Origin of the sequence: Polaromonas sp., assembly GCF_041689105.1 — a bacterium.
In the GTDB taxonomy this organism is placed as follows: Bacteria; Pseudomonadota; Gammaproteobacteria; order Burkholderiales; family Burkholderiaceae_C; genus Polaromonas.
Window position 1 is genome coordinate 1 of the sequence record NZ_JBDNGU010000148.1, and the last position, 15502, is coordinate 15502.

The 15502-nt window shown below is 58.4% G+C and carries 9 protein-coding genes and 1 pseudogene; 1 reads left to right on the top strand and 9 read right to left on the bottom strand.

Going from position 1 to position 15502, the window contains the following annotated elements; translation table 11 throughout:
- The coding region (locus ACESMT_RS15275) for a transposase (RefSeq protein WP_372827449.1) at positions 1–222 on the top strand (222 nt) is incomplete at its 5' end.
- Between the two features lie 23 nt (positions 223–245).
- Here ACESMT_RS15275 and ACESMT_RS15280 read toward each other — a convergent pair.
- From ACESMT_RS15280 to aceE, 9 genes and pseudogenes are all read right to left on the bottom strand, one after another.
- Positions 246–1490, bottom strand: a pseudogene (locus ACESMT_RS15280) (type I restriction-modification system subunit M); the annotation flags it as partial.
- A gap of 13 nt (positions 1491–1503) precedes the next feature.
- Positions 1504–2523 (bottom strand): YhcG family protein, encoded by a 1020-nt coding sequence (locus ACESMT_RS15285; RefSeq protein ID WP_372827450.1) that lies wholly within the window; start codon positions 2521–2523, stop codon positions 1504–1506.
- 140 nt (positions 2524–2663) lie between these two features.
- A complete protein-coding gene (locus ACESMT_RS15290; RefSeq protein WP_372827451.1) occupies positions 2664–3755 on the bottom strand; it encodes an AAA family ATPase in 1092 nt (363 codons plus the stop codon).
- The gene (locus tag ACESMT_RS15295) at positions 3755–5035 is read right to left on the bottom strand and encodes a restriction endonuclease subunit S (RefSeq protein WP_372827452.1); all 1281 of its coding nucleotides are present in this window, start codon (positions 5033–5035) and stop codon (positions 3755–3757) included. Before ACESMT_RS15295 ends, ACESMT_RS15290 begins: the two co-directional genes overlap by 1 nt.
- The gene (locus tag ACESMT_RS15300; RefSeq protein WP_372827453.1) at positions 5025–8087 is read right to left on the bottom strand and encodes a type I restriction endonuclease subunit R; all 3063 of its coding nucleotides are present in this window, start codon (positions 8085–8087) and stop codon (positions 5025–5027) included. Before ACESMT_RS15300 ends, ACESMT_RS15295 begins: the two co-directional genes overlap by 11 nt.
- A gap of 156 nt (positions 8088–8243) precedes the next feature.
- Positions 8244–10121, bottom strand: coding sequence for a dihydrolipoyl dehydrogenase (gene lpdA / locus ACESMT_RS15305; RefSeq protein WP_372827454.1), 1878 nt, complete (start codon positions 10119–10121; stop codon positions 8244–8246).
- A 34-nt stretch (positions 10122–10155) separates the two neighbouring features.
- Positions 10156–10740, bottom strand: coding sequence for an MFS transporter (locus ACESMT_RS15310; RefSeq protein ID WP_372827455.1), 585 nt, complete (start codon positions 10738–10740; stop codon positions 10156–10158).
- A gap of 190 nt (positions 10741–10930) precedes the next feature.
- Positions 10931–12589, bottom strand: coding sequence for a dihydrolipoyllysine-residue acetyltransferase (gene aceF / locus ACESMT_RS15315; RefSeq protein ID WP_372827456.1), 1659 nt, complete (start codon positions 12587–12589; stop codon positions 10931–10933).
- A 41-nt stretch (positions 12590–12630) separates the two neighbouring features.
- Positions 12631–15366, bottom strand: a complete 2736-nt coding sequence (aceE, locus tag ACESMT_RS15320) for a pyruvate dehydrogenase (acetyl-transferring), homodimeric type (protein WP_372827457.1) — start codon at positions 15364–15366, stop codon at positions 12631–12633.
- Positions 15367–15502: the final 136 nt, after the last annotated feature.

Sequence of the window (15502 nt, forward strand, 5' to 3'; positions counted from 1 at the left end):
CGCAGCCGACTGGAGCCCATCAAAAAGGTGGTCAAGATGCTGCGCCGTCACGAGACCGGCTTGCTCAACTTCAGCCAGCACAGAATCAGCAATGCCTGTGCTGAAGGATTCAACAGCGCCATCCGGCTCATCAAGGCCAATGCCCGTGGGTTTCGCAGCTTCACGAACTACCGGGCAAGCATTCTGTTTCATTGCGGTAAGTTGGATTTGGGTTGGGCGTGAGGAAAAAATCACAGTGAAATTAACGAAGAGCCAAACAGGTTGGATGGCAGGCCGATGACGGTATCGATGTGACCGTCCTTGAGCAACTTGGTGCGGATGCGTTCCTCGGCCCCGCCACGGAAGAGCACCCCATGCGGCAGGATGATCGCCATCACGCCCTCATCTTTCAGGAAATGAAAGCCGTGCAGCAGAAAGGCAAAGTCCGCCGCCGACTTGGGGGCCAGGCCGTGGTTCTTGAAACGCACGTCGTCCGCCTGGGCGTCGTTCGACTCCCAGCGGTAGCTGAACGGCGGGTTGGCCACGATGGCGTCAAAGGCGGGCTTTTTGGCCGGGTTCAGCTCGCGCAAGATGTCCCAGTCGTTGGTCAGCGTGTCGCCGTGAAAGATTTCGAACTCGGTGTCCTTCACCCCGTGCAGCAGCATGTTCATGCGCGCCAGGTTGTAGGTGGTGATGTTCTTTTCTTGCCCGTAAATCTTTCCAATACCATGCGGCCCCATGCGCTTGCGCACGTTCAGCAGTAGCGAGCCGGATCCGCAGGCAAAGTCCATCACGCTTTCCAGCCGCTGCTTGACGCCGGTTTTGGGCTCCTGGCTGTCCAGGGTGACGATGGTGGAGAGGATGTCAGAGATTTGCTGCGGCGTGTAGAACTCACCCGCCTTCTTGCCCGAGCCGGCGGCGAACTGGCCAATCAGATATTCGTAAGCGTCGCCCAGCGCGTCAATGTCGGTAGAAAAGTCCGCAAGCCCCTCGGCAATCTTCTTGATGATGGTGCAAAGCTTGGCATTGCGCTCCGGGTAGCCTTTGCCCAGCTTGGATGAACCCAGATCAATTTCAGAAAACAAGCCTTGAAACGTGCTCTCAAATGATTCTGTCTCTATGTATTTGAAGCCCGCCTGGAGCGTGTTGAGCATCTCGCCATTCTGGGTGCGGGCCATGTTAGCGATGCTGCTCCACAGGTGCGGCGGCTGGATAACGTAATGCACCTTGCGGCGCATCTGTTTCTCAAATGCAGTCACGTCGTCCGGGTTGTTGGCGTACCACAGGGCCAGCGGCACGCGGCGCTTGCCGCCCTCTTCCTCGTTGTTCACTTTTGGGTAGTCGCTGCCCAGCTCTTTCTTTGCAGCGGCCTCGTAGTTGTCTGACAGATAGCGCAGGAACAGGAAGGACAGCATGTAATCGCGGAAATCGTCCGCGTCCATAGCCCCGCGCAGTTGGTCGGCAATGGCCCACAGGGTCTTGCCCAGTTGTTTTTGGTTTTGTTCGGTCATGTTGGGTTGTGTCTTATTCGGTGGATGCGTCGGGCAGGTCCTGGAGCGCACCGATCAGGCGCTTTTCCCGCTCAATCTCTGCAATCAGCTCTTCCTCTGTTGGCAACACCCGCTGGTATTTGGAGGCAAAGAGCTGCTGACTCTCTTTGATCACCGAATACTTGACGACGGTTTCATCCTTGCTATCACAAAGAATGATGCCGATGGTCGGGTTGTCGTCCTCGCCGCGCTTGAGGTCATCGAACATGCGCACATACATGTCCATCTGACCAATGTCCTGGTGGGTTAGCTTGCCCGTTTTCAGGTCGATGATGACAAAGCACTTGAGCAAGTAGTTGTAGAAAACCAGATCAAGGAAAAAGTGACTGGTTTCGGTGCTGATGCGCATTTGGCGCGCCACAAACGAAAAACCCTTGCCCAGCTCCAGCAAGAACTTTTGTAGCTCATCAATGATGGCTTGCTCCAACTGACTTTCTTTGAGTTGGCCGGACTCGGGTAGCTGCAAAAACTCCAGCACATAGGGGTCCTTGATGAAATCCAGGTGTGCGGCTTTGTTTGCAGAGCCTGAGGATTGTGTTTGGGTGGACAGCAGACGCTGATAGTCCTTGGTCTGGATATGCCTCTCCAGCTGGCGCACAGTCCAGTTCTGAGCCCGTGTTTCCTTGCAGTAGTATTCAATGGCTTGCTGAGAATCGGTCCGAATGATCAAGCGCAAGTGGCTCCAGCTCAATTCTCTACACAGCGTGTAGAGAATCTGCTGATCAGGAAAGACCCGGTAGAACTGGCGAAAGTTGTACAAATTGGCATAAGAAAACCCCTTGCCGAAATCTGCCGTCAGAGCCATAGACAGCTCTTGCATCAACCGCGTGCCGTACTGGGCCTTGTGCTGCCCTTGCAGCTCCTCTTGCACGATCCTCTGGCCGATCAGCCAGTATGCCTCGACCATGGCCGCATTCACTGCCGACCGCGCTTTGCCGCGTGCTTGCTCCAGGATGTTTTTGATATCTGCGTGAAAAGCAGTCAATTCGGTCATGCAAGCATCTCCTGAACTGCCGGGGATTTCTTGACGGTTGACCTTTGATTCCCGGCTGCGGCAGTTGTCAACTGTTGGTTGACAACTGAAATTTGGGCCCGTAGGTCTTCGGTGCTGTAAATAATCGGGGCGCTCATGTCCTACTCCGCATGCAGCACAAAGTTGTACTTTGCTATGAGGCCGCTCATCACCTCTTCGAAGATATCCAAGTTGTCTTGAACGACGATGTCCGACTCGTAGTAGTAAACCTTCTTGTGCGACAACGCATTGACAATGTCTGCAACTCGGCTCGGCTCGTTGATTCCGATTTGATTCAGTACATAACTGAATTGCCCAACACCCAGGAACGATGCCACGTTCTCCAAAACCTGCCGCAACAACGCGAAGTGGTATGCACGGACGTCTTTGGCCCCGCGAGCCAGGGTCAGTACTTGAAGCACGCGCAGGTGGTACAAGAACACGTCGTTCCGGCAGTTCTCCAGTTCAAGCTCACCCGACTTCGCGCTCAAGATGTGCAACTTGTAGAGAGGCTTATTGTTCTTCTTGAACTTGTCGCTCTTTTCGCCCTTCGTAATCCAGTCACTCAGAATTGAGAACAGTCCAAGGTGGTGCGTTGTGACGATAATCTTGCGTTTCTCGAACTGCTTCTCAATGAGGTCGTACAGGGTCGCCGCCGTAACGAAGATGTTGTGGTCGTCCAGGCTGGAGACTGGGTCGTCGATAAAGAAATGGCGCGACTGTTTGTTGGCCCAGCCCTCAACTTCGAACAACGCGAGAAAAAAACACCAGACAAAAATTCTCTCTTCCCCGCGCGAAATCTTGATAGGCGGCTGCGGCAAGTCCGGGTTCTGGTTCGGGATGAAAAACGTAATCGACTCGATCCCCTTCTCCGGGTCGTCTTCATACGGGTCGAATGCAAACCCGAATTTAGGCTTATAGGCGTTGAGCTTGTCGCGAACGTTGTCCTCTGTCATTGAGGAGTGGAACTTGCTGAGACTACTTGGCAAAACGGCTAGCCGAACATTGGCCCCGTCGTTCTCTTCATCGTTGTTCCAGACAAAAAGATCTTCGCTGTAAGCGTTGTAGTAGACGCCGGTGTGGCTGCCGTCCTCTTGCTTGGTAGCGTTCTTGTATGCGACGCTGAGTTGCGTCTTTCCGGTCGCGTTGAAGGCGTACATGAGCATGATCCGCGCAGGATCATCCAGAAGCGACTTAGCAATGTCGTTGAGCATCATTTGAACGCCACCGGATATGGGAAGAGTTTTTGCATCAAACCCCTCTTGTGTATCTTTAGAGTTTCGAGTTGATGGGTTTCGGCAAAGATTGTTTCGTCGAGTGAGGACAGGCAATATGCGGTGCGCTTCTGCTCAGGCAATTCTGGCGTCATCAATTCGACAGACGAGAACAGCGATTTATTGACGATGGGAACGGCCTGCCTCCCTGCGAGGTTGGCAATCTTTTCTGCAATGCCGCTGAGCGCGTAGTAAACAAACCCTTCAAAATTCTCTGAACTCGGTATGACTGCATTGATTTGTTGGTTGGTGGCGCACTCTTCTCTGTTCTGTGCAATTTTACCAATAGTGGAGCCAATGCAAACGAACAAGATGCTGTCGGCCTCTATCGGGCGAGTCCCACTAAAACCAAGCGCAGTCAAGGTGGTTTTTGTCTTCTCAATGAATCTGCTGTCAGAGATATCTGCAGGCGAAACAAAAAGCCTGTCCCCACCGTAGTATTCCGGCTTGGCCGTGCTGGGGGTACTTCCAGTCACGACTTCACCGAGTTGCCCGATTGATTTGGGCGCCCAATCCCCCGCATCCCGAAACTCAGGAAACCGCAAACGCGGTTGGGTTTCGCCTTCGCGGGGGAAAAGCTGCTGCATCTGCCCTTGTTTATGGGTCTTGAGCGCGTCTACTTTGCGGGCTTGCTCGGCGATCAGCTCGTCCAACGAACTCAGGCAGTCGGCGATTTTTTGTTGTTCGGCGAGTGATGACTTCCCATTGGGGAGTGGAACAGGGAGTGCGCGCAGGTCGCTATCGTTAATGCTCAACGAACCGTGAGCACGAGCACCGACTTGAATGAACTTTCGCAACCACTGACCATGCAAATTTCCTTGGAACAGGTAATTCAGATAGCGAGGGTCTGGTGAATCCCCAATGACGCGGAAGCAGGTAAATATGCTGTTTGGCACAGCGGCAAGCTTGTCGCCAGAATACAGCGCGAGGAATCCCTCTGGGTACTCTTTGGTCGCGCTCTTGTTATAGGCAAAGTCGTATGGCTTTAATACCAAGTAGTTTTTGTAGGAGTCACCGGCAATGACTCGGCCAAACTTGTCCTCCTGGCTGACGAGTCCAACGCCGGATGTGATGCTCATGGGAACACATGTCTTGTCGCCAACCTTCTCCGTGCTGATCGAAGCTAGGGAACCCAGTTTTTCCTTTGTCCACTCACCAGCCCCCAGAAACTTCGGAAAACGCAGCGTGGGCACCAAAGATGCCTTTTCTTTACTGCTCATACGCACTCAGCCCAGAAATCTCACGCCCCTGAGCGCGTTTTATTAGCAAAGGCACCAGCTCTTTCATCAGCGCCAGTTCAGCCTGGGCACGGGCCTTCCAGCCCAAATCCAGCGGGGCCATGAGGTCGCTCAAGGCTTCGCCATCAAAAATCATGCGCTGCAAGATGCCGTCCACAAAGGCCTGCAGTGCGGCCGGGGCCAGCTGGTGCTGGGTGGCAATGGCGGTCAGCTCGGTGCTGTCTTTTTCTTTCTTGAAGCGGGTGTAACCCTCGCGGATGGCAGTCTCACTCAGGCCTTCCCCCGCCTTCAGGGTGTTGATGTAGGCGGCTATGTCGTCACGCTCGTTCATGAACTTGGCGTCGGCCTGGATGAGTCCAATGAGCTGCTCGCGGCTCATCTTCTGCTTGCCCGGCCCTTGCTGCGAGAAGCGCGACATGAGGCCCATGATGTAGTCATAGTCGACCACGGCGCTGGCAAACAGCACAAACTCAAAATCGAGCTGGTCCACGTCGGCCGCGTCGCCGCCTGCCTCTTTGTCGCCCCTGCCTTGTTGCGCCTTGAGGCGTTGGGCCGTATCAAGGTACACACCACGAAAGCCTTGCAGGTCTTCTGCGGGCAATATGTGCTCGATGGCGGTGGCGTTGTCGTCGGTCAGGTCGGTGTACTGGTCGAGCTGGGTTTTGAGGCGCTGCACTTCCTTGAAGTGGCTGATAAAGGCGGCGCGGGCATCATCGCCCTTGAGATTGGGCACGGCCTCGGGCGCGCAGGCCAGCCCTTGGGACTGCATGAAGTCCGCCAGCCTGGTAACAGCAGCGTCCAGCTTTTGAATGACGACCGGGGCCTTGTCCACCAGCCAGATTTCGCGGGCCTGCTCACCCGTCTTCTCGCCCGAGAACAGGGCAATAGCAGCGTCGACATTGCCTTGTTGCTGGCGAAAGTCGAGGATGTTGCCGTAAGGCTTGGTGCCGTTGAGCACGCGGTTAGTGCGTGAAAACGCCTGAATCAAACCGTGGTACTTGAGGTTTTTGTCTACGTACAGGGTGTTCAGGTACTTGCTGTCAAAGCCGGTGAGCAGCATGTCCACCACGATGGTGATGTCGATCTTATTGGCAGCTGGAAAGTCGGCATTGGGCCACTGCTGGTCTTTGATGCGCTGCTGCACGTCTTTATAGTATTCGTCGAACTCACTGACAGTATGGTTGCTGCCGAAGCGGGCGTTGTAGCTGGCGACGATGGCCTTAAGAGAGGCCTTCTTGCCCTCGGGGTCCACTTCGTTGTCTTCCTTTTCTTGCGGCAGGTCTTCCTGAATTTGCTTGACATCGGCATCGCCCTCGGCGGGCGGGGAGAAGACACAGGCGATGTTCAGCGGCTGAAAGTCGGGGTTGGCAAGCTGTTTGGCGGTTTGCAGCACGGCAAACAGGCCGTGGTATTCGATGGCGTCGTTGATGCTGTTGGTGGCCAGCAGGGCGTTAAAGCGGCGCCCAGCGGTGGCGGTGTCGTGCTTGGTCAAGATGGCTTCGATGACGGCTTTTTTGGCCAGGGCCTCGCCTGGCTTGGGCAGCTTCTTGCCTTCGGGTTTGAAGTAGTCCACATGGAAGCGCAGCACGTTAGCGTCTTCAATGGCGTGGGTGATGGTGTAGGCATGCAGCTGCTTTTGAAACAGGTTTTCTGTGGTTCTGAACTGCCCTTCATCCCCTTCGAACTGCTTGGCCGTGGCATTCTTTTCAAAGATAGGTGTGCCGGTAAAGCCGAAGAGTTGCGCCTTGGGGAAGAACTCCTTGATAGCATCGTGGTTCGCGCCAAACTGGGAGCGGTGGCATTCGTCAAAGATGAAGACGATGCGCTTGTCGCTCAGCGGCTCTAGCTGCTCTTTATAAGTGGCTTTGCCGTGTTTCTTTTGCTGCTTGTTGCGCTTGCTGGTATCAATCAGCGCCAGGCCCAGCTTCTGGATGGTGGTGACGATGACTTTGTCGGCATAGTCGTCAGACAGCAGCCGGCGCACCAGCGCGGCGGTGTTGGTGTTTTCCTCCACGCAGCCTTCCTGAAAGCGGTTGAACTCCTCGCGGGTCTGGCGGTCAAGGTCTTTGCGGTCCACCACAAAGAGGCATTTATCAATGTCCTCACGGTCTTTGAGAAGTGTGGACGCCTTAAAGGACGTGAGCGTTTTGCCGCTGCCGGTGGTGTGCCAGATATAGCCGTTGCCGCAGTTCTGCTGAATGCAGTCCACGATCTGCTTGACCGCATACACCTGGTAGGGCCGCATCATGAGCAGCTTTTGCTCGCTGGCCACCAGAACCATGTAGCGGCTCAAGGTTTGGCCAAGCGTGCATTTGACGAGGAAGGTATCGGCAAAACTGTCGAGCTGGGTAATCTTGTTGTTCGCCTCATCAGCAAACTGATAAATCGGCAAAAAGCGCTCGTCTTGGTTAAACGAAAAGTGGCGGGCGTTGTTGTTGGCGAAGTAGTAGGTGTTAGTGCGGTTGCTAACGATGAAGAGCTGCAGAAAGCACAGCAGGGTCTTGGTGTAGCCGTTGCCGGGGTCGTTTTTGTAGTCAACGATCTGTTCCATGGCGCGGCGCGGGTTGATGCCCAGGGTCTTGAGCTCAACCTGCACGCATGGCACACCGTTGATGAGGATAAGAACGTCGTAGCGATGGTGGCTGTTGTCGGTGTTGATGCGCAGCTGGTTGACGACCTCAAAGGTGTTTTTGCACCAGTCTTTGATGTTGACCAGGGTGTAGTTCAGCGGAGTACCGTCTTCGCGAGTGAAAGCATTTCGCTCGCGCAGGGTGCGGGCGGCGGTAAACACATCCGGGGTGACGATCTCGTCGAGCAGCCGCGCAAACTCACTATCGGACAGCTTGACGCGGTTGAGGGCTTCGAACTTTTCACGGAAGTTGCACTCTAGCGAGGCGCGGTCACGAATGTCCGCGCGGTACTCGTATTTGAGGCCTTGAAGCTTGCCGATGAAGCCGTATTCGATCTGCTCCTCTCTGACGACAGGACTCGGTGCGCGGGACGGCAGGTCGTAGGGGAGCTTGGATGAAGGCATGGATTGGCGATTGTCGTGATCGACTGATTAAGGGCTGTGCGCTTTGTGGATTACCCACGATTGTGACCGTTCAGCCTACGCATTTCTACCACCTCCACAGCAAAAAGCCCGAGCCGGTAAAGGCTCGGGCGTTGCAGGGGCGCCAGGATGCCTGTTCTACTTGCGCACCGGTGGTAAATCCGTACAGCTGCCATGCGCCACTTCAGCCGCCATGCCAATGCTCTCGCCGAGCGTCGGGTGCGGGTGGATGGTCTTGCCGATGTCCACCGCGTCGGCGCCCATCTCGATGGCCAGAGCCACCTCGCCAATCATGTCGCCAGCATGCGTGCCGACCATGCCGCCGCCCAGGATCTTCCCGTGGCCATGGGCCTCCGGGCTGTCGTCGAACAACAGTTTGGTCACGCCCTCATCTCGGCCATTGGCAATCGCGCGGCCGGAAGCCGTCCACGGGAACAGGCCTTTTTTGACCTTGATGCCTTGCGCTTTGGCTTCGGTCTCGGTCAAGCCCACCCAGGCGATTTCGGGGTCGGTATAAGCCACGCTGGGGATCACGCGGGCGTTGAAAGCGGCGCTGGCGAGTTCTTTGTTGCCTTGCAGTTCACCAGCAATCACTTCGGCGGCCACATGGCCCTCATGCACTGCCTTGTGTGCCAGCATGGGCTGGCCGACGATGTCGCCGATGGCGAAGATGTGCGGCACGTTGGTGCGCATCTGGATGTCGACGTTGATGAAGCCGCGGTCGGTCACGGCCACGCCGGCCTTCTCGGCAGCGAGCTTCTTGCCGTTGGGTGTGCGGCCCACGGCTTGCAGGACCATGTCATAGGTTTGCGGCGCAGGGGCGGTGCCGCCCTCTTCCGCTGCGGCAAAGCTCACTTCGATGCCGGCCTGGGTCGCCTTGGCGCCCACGGTTTTGGTCTTGAGCATGATGTTGTCAAAGCGTGGCGCGTTCATCTTCTGCCAGACCTTGACCAGGTCGCGGTCGGCGCCCTGCATCAGGCCGTCCAGCATCTCGACCACATCCAGGCGCGCACCCAGCGTTGAATACACCGTACCCATTTCCAGGCCGATGATGCCGCCGCCCAGGACCAGCATGCGCTTGGGCACTTCTTTGAGTGCCAGCGCACCGGTGCTGTCCACCACGCGCGCATCGTCCGGCATGAAAGGCAGGTGCACGGCTTGCGAGCCCGCAGCGATGATGCAGTTTTTGAACGCGATGGTCTGGCTCTTGCCGGTTTTTTCCTGGCCTTCGGCACCGCTGGTTTCATCGACCTGCAGGTGATTGGCGCCGACAAAGGCGCCGTAGCCGCGCAGCACCGTCACCTTGCGCATTTTGGCCATGGCAGCCAGGCCACCGGTAAGCTTGCCGACGACTTTTTCCTTGTGCGTGCGCAGCTTGCCAATGTCCAGCGTGGGTTCGCCAAAACTCACACCCAAGCTGTCAAAGTGTTTGACCTCGTCCATCACGGCGGCCACATGCAGCAGCGCCTTGGACGGGATGCAGCCGACATTCAGGCAGACGCCGCCGAGGGTGGCGTAACGCTCGACCAGCACCACCTTCAGCCCGAGATCAGCCGCGCGGAAAGCCGCTGAATAACCGCCGGGGCCGGCGCCCAGCACCAGCAGGTCGCAATCGAGGTCGGCATTGCCGGTGAACGTGGTGGCGGTGGGAGCGGGGACACCCTCACCCCGGCCCTCTCCCGCAGGAGAGGGAGTTGATGCCGGCTGTTTCATGCTACTCCCTCTCCCGCTTGCGGGAGCGGGCTGGGGTGAGGGCGCAGCGGCGGGGGCGGCAGCGGCGGCGGCCTCCAGCAACAGCACGACGCTTCCCTGCTTGACCTTGTCGCCCAGCTTGACCTTGAGCTCTTTCACGACGCCGGCCTGGCTGGACGGGATCTCCATCGAGGCCTTGTCGCTTTCGACCGTCATCAGGCTCTGGTCTGCCTTGATGGTGTCGCCAGGTTTGACCAGCAGTTCAATGACGGTGACCTCGTCGAAGTCGCCGATGTCGGGGATCTGGATGTCTATCAATGCCATGTCTCTTTTCTCCGCTTGAGGGGTCGGGGTCAGCTTACTTTTTGAGCTTGACCGTGAACAGTTCCGCCGGGCCGGCGGAGTTTTTGTCGAATTCGCAACCGGCGTTCATGCCGGCCATCGCCACTTCGCGCGCCGTTTTGGCCTTTTCCCAGGTCGCGTGCATGGCACCCAGCGCAAAGCTGCGTCCGGACCCTATGCCCCAGAACTCCTTGAACTCGAACACCTCGCGGTAGCTATACAGCCCATAGATGCCGCTGGCATTGGCGATCAGCACGCTGAACTGGCTGGACTCGTAAGGGTCGTTGTCGTCTTCTTTGGTCTGCAGGAAAAAAGCCTCCTTGAGCACCGGGTGCACCTTGTTGAAGGTGTCGAAGACCTCGTCCTTGCTGCCAAAGCGCAGCTGGTCCTTGGGCAGGGTGGCCAGGGCCTTGCGCAGCACCGGAAAATGCGCCACCGTACCGGCCATGCCGATGTAACTGGCGCCAGCCGGGGCATCCACCTTGAATATCTTGCTGTTGACCTCGTAGCGGCTGCCCAGACGCGTATCGCCAAAGGTGATGAGCGCGTCCGTGGCAATCACCGCCTGCCCGGCCTTCCTGACCACCACAAGGGTCGTCATTCCGGCAATCCCTTCAAGCAGGGGCCGCGGGACTGGCTCCGCCAGACCGCAGGAGCAGCGGCCCCCTCGGGGCTGGCGCCTTCGGCTCCGAACCTGCTTGAGCAGGTTTGGACAGGCGCCAGAAGCGAAGCCTCTGGCGAGCGGCGGCCTGCAAGGTGCAGCGAAGTACACGAAGTGACGAGCGTGGGGGTCAAAGCAGCACGCGGCGGAAGTCGGCCAGGATGGAACCGAGATAGGCGTTGAAACGAGCAGCACCGGCGCCGTCGATCACGCGGTGATCCCACGCCAGCGACAGCGGCAGCATCAGGCGCGGACGGAAGGCCCCACCTTCGTGGCTGGCGTCCCAGACCGGCTCCATCTGGCTCTTGGATACGCCGAGAATGGCCACTTCAGGCGCGTTGATGATGGGTGTGAAATAACGCCCCCCAATACCGCCCAGCGAAGAGATGGTGAAGCTCGCGCCCTGCATCTCGGCCGGCGCCAGCTTGCCGTCGCGCGCTTTTTTCGCCAGCTCGCCCATCTCCTGCGAGATCTGCATGATGCCTTTTTTGTCGACGTCCTTGAGCACAGGCACCATCAGCCCGTTGGGCGTGTCAGCGGCAAAACCGATGTTGTAGTACTGCTTGTAGACCAGCTGGTCGCCGTCGAGTGAGCTATTGAACTCGGGAAATTTCTTCAAGGCCGCGACGCTGGCCTTGATCAGGAAGGCCAGCATGGTGACCTTCACGCCTGACTTTTCGTTGTCCTTGTTGGTGGACACGCGGAAAGCTTCCAGGTCGGTGATGTCGGCATCGTCATGGTTGGTGACGTGCGGAATCATCACGTAGTTGCGCAGCAGGTTGGCGCCGCTGATCTTCTTGATACGCGGCAGGTCCTTGCGCTCGACAGCACCAAATTTGGCGAAGTCCACCTTGGGCCAGGGCAGCAGGTCCAGCCCTGCGCCGCCGCCGGAAGACGCGGGTGCCTTGGCAGCCTGCGCCTGGGTGCGCACCTCGCCAGCCATGACGGATTTGGTGAAAGCCTGCACGTCGTCCTGGGTGATGCGGCCTTTGGGGCCGCTGCCCTTGACCTCGGCCAGCGGCACGCCGAGCTCGCGCGCGAACTTGCGCACCGACGGTGAGGCGTGTGGCAAGTTGCCGGTGGGGGTGGAAGGTTCATGCGCGGGCACGGCGGCTGCCGGTGCGCTGGCAGGTGCAGGCGAAGATGCAGGGGCGGACGCCGGGGCGGCGGGGGCCGGCGCAGGCGAGCCGGCGGGCGCGGCCACGACGCCGTCGAGCAACAGCAGCACGTCGCCGACATTGATCTTGTCGCCGAGCTTGATCCTGATTTCTTTGACGACGCCCGCCTGGCTGGACGGAATTTCCATCGAAGCCTTGTCGGACTCGACGGTCGCCAGCGACTGCTCGGCCTTGACGGTGTCGCCGACCTTGACCAGCATTTCAATGACCACAACGTCCTTGAAGTCGCCGATGTCGGGCACCAGCACCTCCAGGGGGCCACTGTCTGCAGACGCTGGCTCTGCTACTGATTTTGTAGCTGCCGGCGCATGTGCAGCAGGGGCTGGTGCCTGTTTTTGTTCAGAAACCGGAGCGGCAGCAGGCGTGGCCGCGTCGGCGGACTCCAGCAACAGGACGACCGATCCTTGTTTGACCTTGTCGCCCAGCTTGACCTTGAGCTCTTTCACGACGCCGGCCTGGCTGGACGGGATCTCCATCGAGGCCTTGTCGCTCTCGACCGTCATCAAGCTCTGGTCAGCCTTGATCGTGTCGCCGGGTTTGACCAGCAGTTCGATGACGGTGACCTCGTCAAAGTCGCCGATGTCGGGGATCTGGATGTCTATCAATGCCATGTTCTTGTCTCCGTTCGCTCTGTTCGTTCGCTGCGCAGTGCTCAGGCGTAAAGCGGGTTGATCTTGTCGGCATTGATGCCGTATTTCTTGATGGCCTCGGCCACCTTGGCGACCGGCACGGTGCCGTCTTCACTGAGCGCCTTGAGCGCGGCCACCACGATGTAGTGGCGGTTGATTTCAAAGTGCGCGCGCAGCTTGCTGCGGAAATCGCTGCGTCCAAAACCGTCGGTGCCCAGTACCTTGTAGGTGCGGCCTTTGGGAATGAAGGGACGGATCTGCTCGGCGTAGGCCTTCATGTAGTCGGTGGAAGCGACCACCGGGCCGGCACTGGTTGAGAGCTGTTGCGTCACGAAGGGGATGCGGGGCGTGTCCAACGGATGCAGCAGGTTCCAGCGATCGGCGTCCTGGCCGTCACGCGTGAGTTCGTTGAAGCTCGGGCAGCTCCACACGCCCGCGGCGACACCCCAGTCCTTCTCAAGCAGTTCCTGGGCGGCAATGCTTTCACGCAGGATGGTGCCGCTGCCCAGCAACTGGACCGTTGGCGCCTTGGCGGCAAGGGCTGGCGCCTGTTTGCACAGGTACATGCCCTTGATGATCTGTTCTTCGGTGCCGGGCTGCAGGCCGGGCATGGCGTAGTTTTCGTTGAGCAGCGTCAGGTAGAAATACACGTTGTCCTGGCGCTCGACCATGCGCTTGAGGCCATGGTGCAGGATAACGCCGACCTCGTGCGCAAAGGTCGGGTCGTAAGAGACGCAGTTTGGAATAGTGCCGGCCAGTATGTGACTGTGCCCGTCCTCATGCTGCAGGCCTTCGCCGTTGAGCGTGGTACGTCCGGATGTGCCGCCCAGCAAAAAGCCGCGTGCCTGCATGTCGCCGGCAGCCCAAGCCAGATCACCGACGCGCTGGAAGCCGAACATCGAGTAATACACGTAGAACGGGATCATGATCCGGTTGTTGGTGCTGTACGAAGTGGCCGCCGCAATCCAGCTGCTCATGCCGCCGGCCTCGTTGATGCCTTCCTGCAGGATCTGGCCTTTCTTGTCTTCCTTGTAATACATCACCTGGTCTTTATCGACCGGCGTGTACTGCTGGCCGTCCGGGTTGTAGATGCCGATCTGCCGGAACAGGCCTTCCATGCCGAAGGTGCGCGCTTCGTCCACCAGGATGGGCACCACGCGCGGGCCCAGCGCCTGGTCGCGCAGCAACTGCGTGAGGAAGCGCACATAGGCCTGTGTGGTCGAGATTTCGCGGCCCTCGGCCGTCGGCTCGATCACCGACTTGAAGGTCTCCAGCGCCGGCACGCTGAAGCTTTCGTCGGCCTTGACGCGGCGGTGCGGCAAATAACCGCCCAGTGCCTTGCGGCGCTCATGCAGGTACTTCATCTCTGGCGTGTCATCGGCCGGTTTGTAGAACGGGATGTCGGCGAGCTGGCTGTCGGGGATAGGGATGTTGAAGCGGTCGCGGAAGGTCTTGATATCCTCGTCCGAGAGTTTCTTGGTCTGGTGGACGTTGTTCTTGCCCTCACCGATCTTGCCCATGCCAAAACCCTTGACGGTCTTGATCAGCAGCACGGTGGGCTGGCCAACGTGATTGACGGCGGCGTGAAAGGCTGCATAGACCTTTTGCGAATCGTGGCCGCCGCGGCGCAGTTCGAAGATGTCCTCGTCGCTCATCTTGGCGACCATCTCCAGCGTCCTCGGGTCCTTGCCGAAAAAATGCTTGCGGACATAGCCGCCGTCATTGGCCTTCATGGCCTGGTAGTCGCCATCGACCGTATCCATCATGATCTTGCGCAGCGCCCCGTCCTTGTCGCGCGCCAGCAGCGGGTCCCAGCTGCTGCCCCAGATCAGCTTGATCACGTTCCAGCCGGCGCCGCGGAAGTCGCCCTCGAGCTCCTGGATGATTTTGCCGTTTCCGCGCACCGGCCCGTCCAGGCGCTGCAGGTTGCAGTTGATGACAAACACCAGGTTGTCGAGCTTTTCGCGCGCTGCCAGGCCGATGGCGCCCATGGACTCGACCTCGTCCATCTCGCCGTCACCACAGAACACCCAGACCTTGCGGTTTTCAGTGTTGGCAATGCCGCGTGCATGCAGGTATTTCAGGAAACGCGCCTGATAAATCGCCATGAGGGGACCCAGCCCCATGGACACCGTGGGGAACTGCCAGAACTCGGGCATGAGCTTGGGGTGCGGGTAGCTCGACAAGCCCTTGCCATCGACCTCCTGGCGGAAGTTGAGCAGTTGCTCTTCGGTCAGGCGACCTTCGAGGTAGGCACGGGCATAAACACCTGGCGACACATGGCCCTGGATGTAGAGGCAGTCACCGCCATGGCCTTCACTTTCAGCATGCCAGAAATGGTTGAAACCGGCACCAAACAGGCTGGCCAACGAGGCGAAAGAACCGATGTGGCCGCCCAGGTCGCCGCCATCGGCCGGATGCAGGCGGTTGGCCTTGACCACCATCGCCATCGCGTTCCAACGCATGTAGGCGCGCAGGCGGCGCTCGATTTCAAGGTTGCCAGGAGAGCGCTCTTCCTGATCCGTCTCGATGGTGTTCACGTAACCGGTATTGGCCGAAAACGGCATGTCTATGCTGCCCTGGCGGGCATGCTCGAGAAGCTGCTCTAGCAGGTAGTGGGCGCGCTCGGGGCCTTCGCTCTCGATGACGGCGGTCAGGGCTTCCAGCCACTCCCGTGTTTCCTGGGCGTCCTTGTCGAGCGCGTCGTTCGCGGCCTTGCCTAAAGTGTCCACACGTGCCTGGTCCGGATTTGCAGCCATGGTTTTGTCTCCTGCTGTTCGCTAGGGTGCTAGCGTGGTGTTGAGTAGCGTCTTCATCACGTTTTAACGCAATTTAGATTCAAGCCCCTAGTTTCTCATAACTTTTATTAAATTTCAAATAGCGCATATTGATTTC

Coding starts and splice junctions, on each gene's coding strand:
- aceE (WP_372827457.1), bottom strand. CDS start 15,366: ATGGCTGCAAATCCGGACCAGGCACGTGTGGACACTTTAGGCAAGGCC.
- ACESMT_RS15295 (WP_372827452.1), bottom strand. CDS start 5,035: ATGAGCAGTAAAGAAAAGGCATCTTTGGTGCCCACGCTGCGTTTTCCG.
- ACESMT_RS15290 (WP_372827451.1), bottom strand. CDS start 3,755: ATGCTCAACGACATTGCTAAGTCGCTTCTGGATGATCCTGCGCGGATC.
- ACESMT_RS15310 (WP_372827455.1), bottom strand. CDS start 10,740: ATGACGACCCTTGTGGTGGTCAGGAAGGCCGGGCAGGCGGTGATTGCC.
- aceF (WP_372827456.1), bottom strand. CDS start 12,589: ATGGCATTGATAGACATCCAGATCCCCGACATCGGCGACTTTGACGAG.
- ACESMT_RS15285 (WP_372827450.1), bottom strand. CDS start 2,523: ATGACCGAATTGACTGCTTTTCACGCAGATATCAAAAACATCCTGGAG.
- ACESMT_RS15300 (WP_372827453.1), bottom strand. CDS start 8,087: ATGCCTTCATCCAAGCTCCCCTACGACCTGCCGTCCCGCGCACCGAGT.
- lpdA (WP_372827454.1), bottom strand. CDS start 10,121: ATGGCATTGATAGACATCCAGATCCCCGACATCGGCGACTTCGACGAG.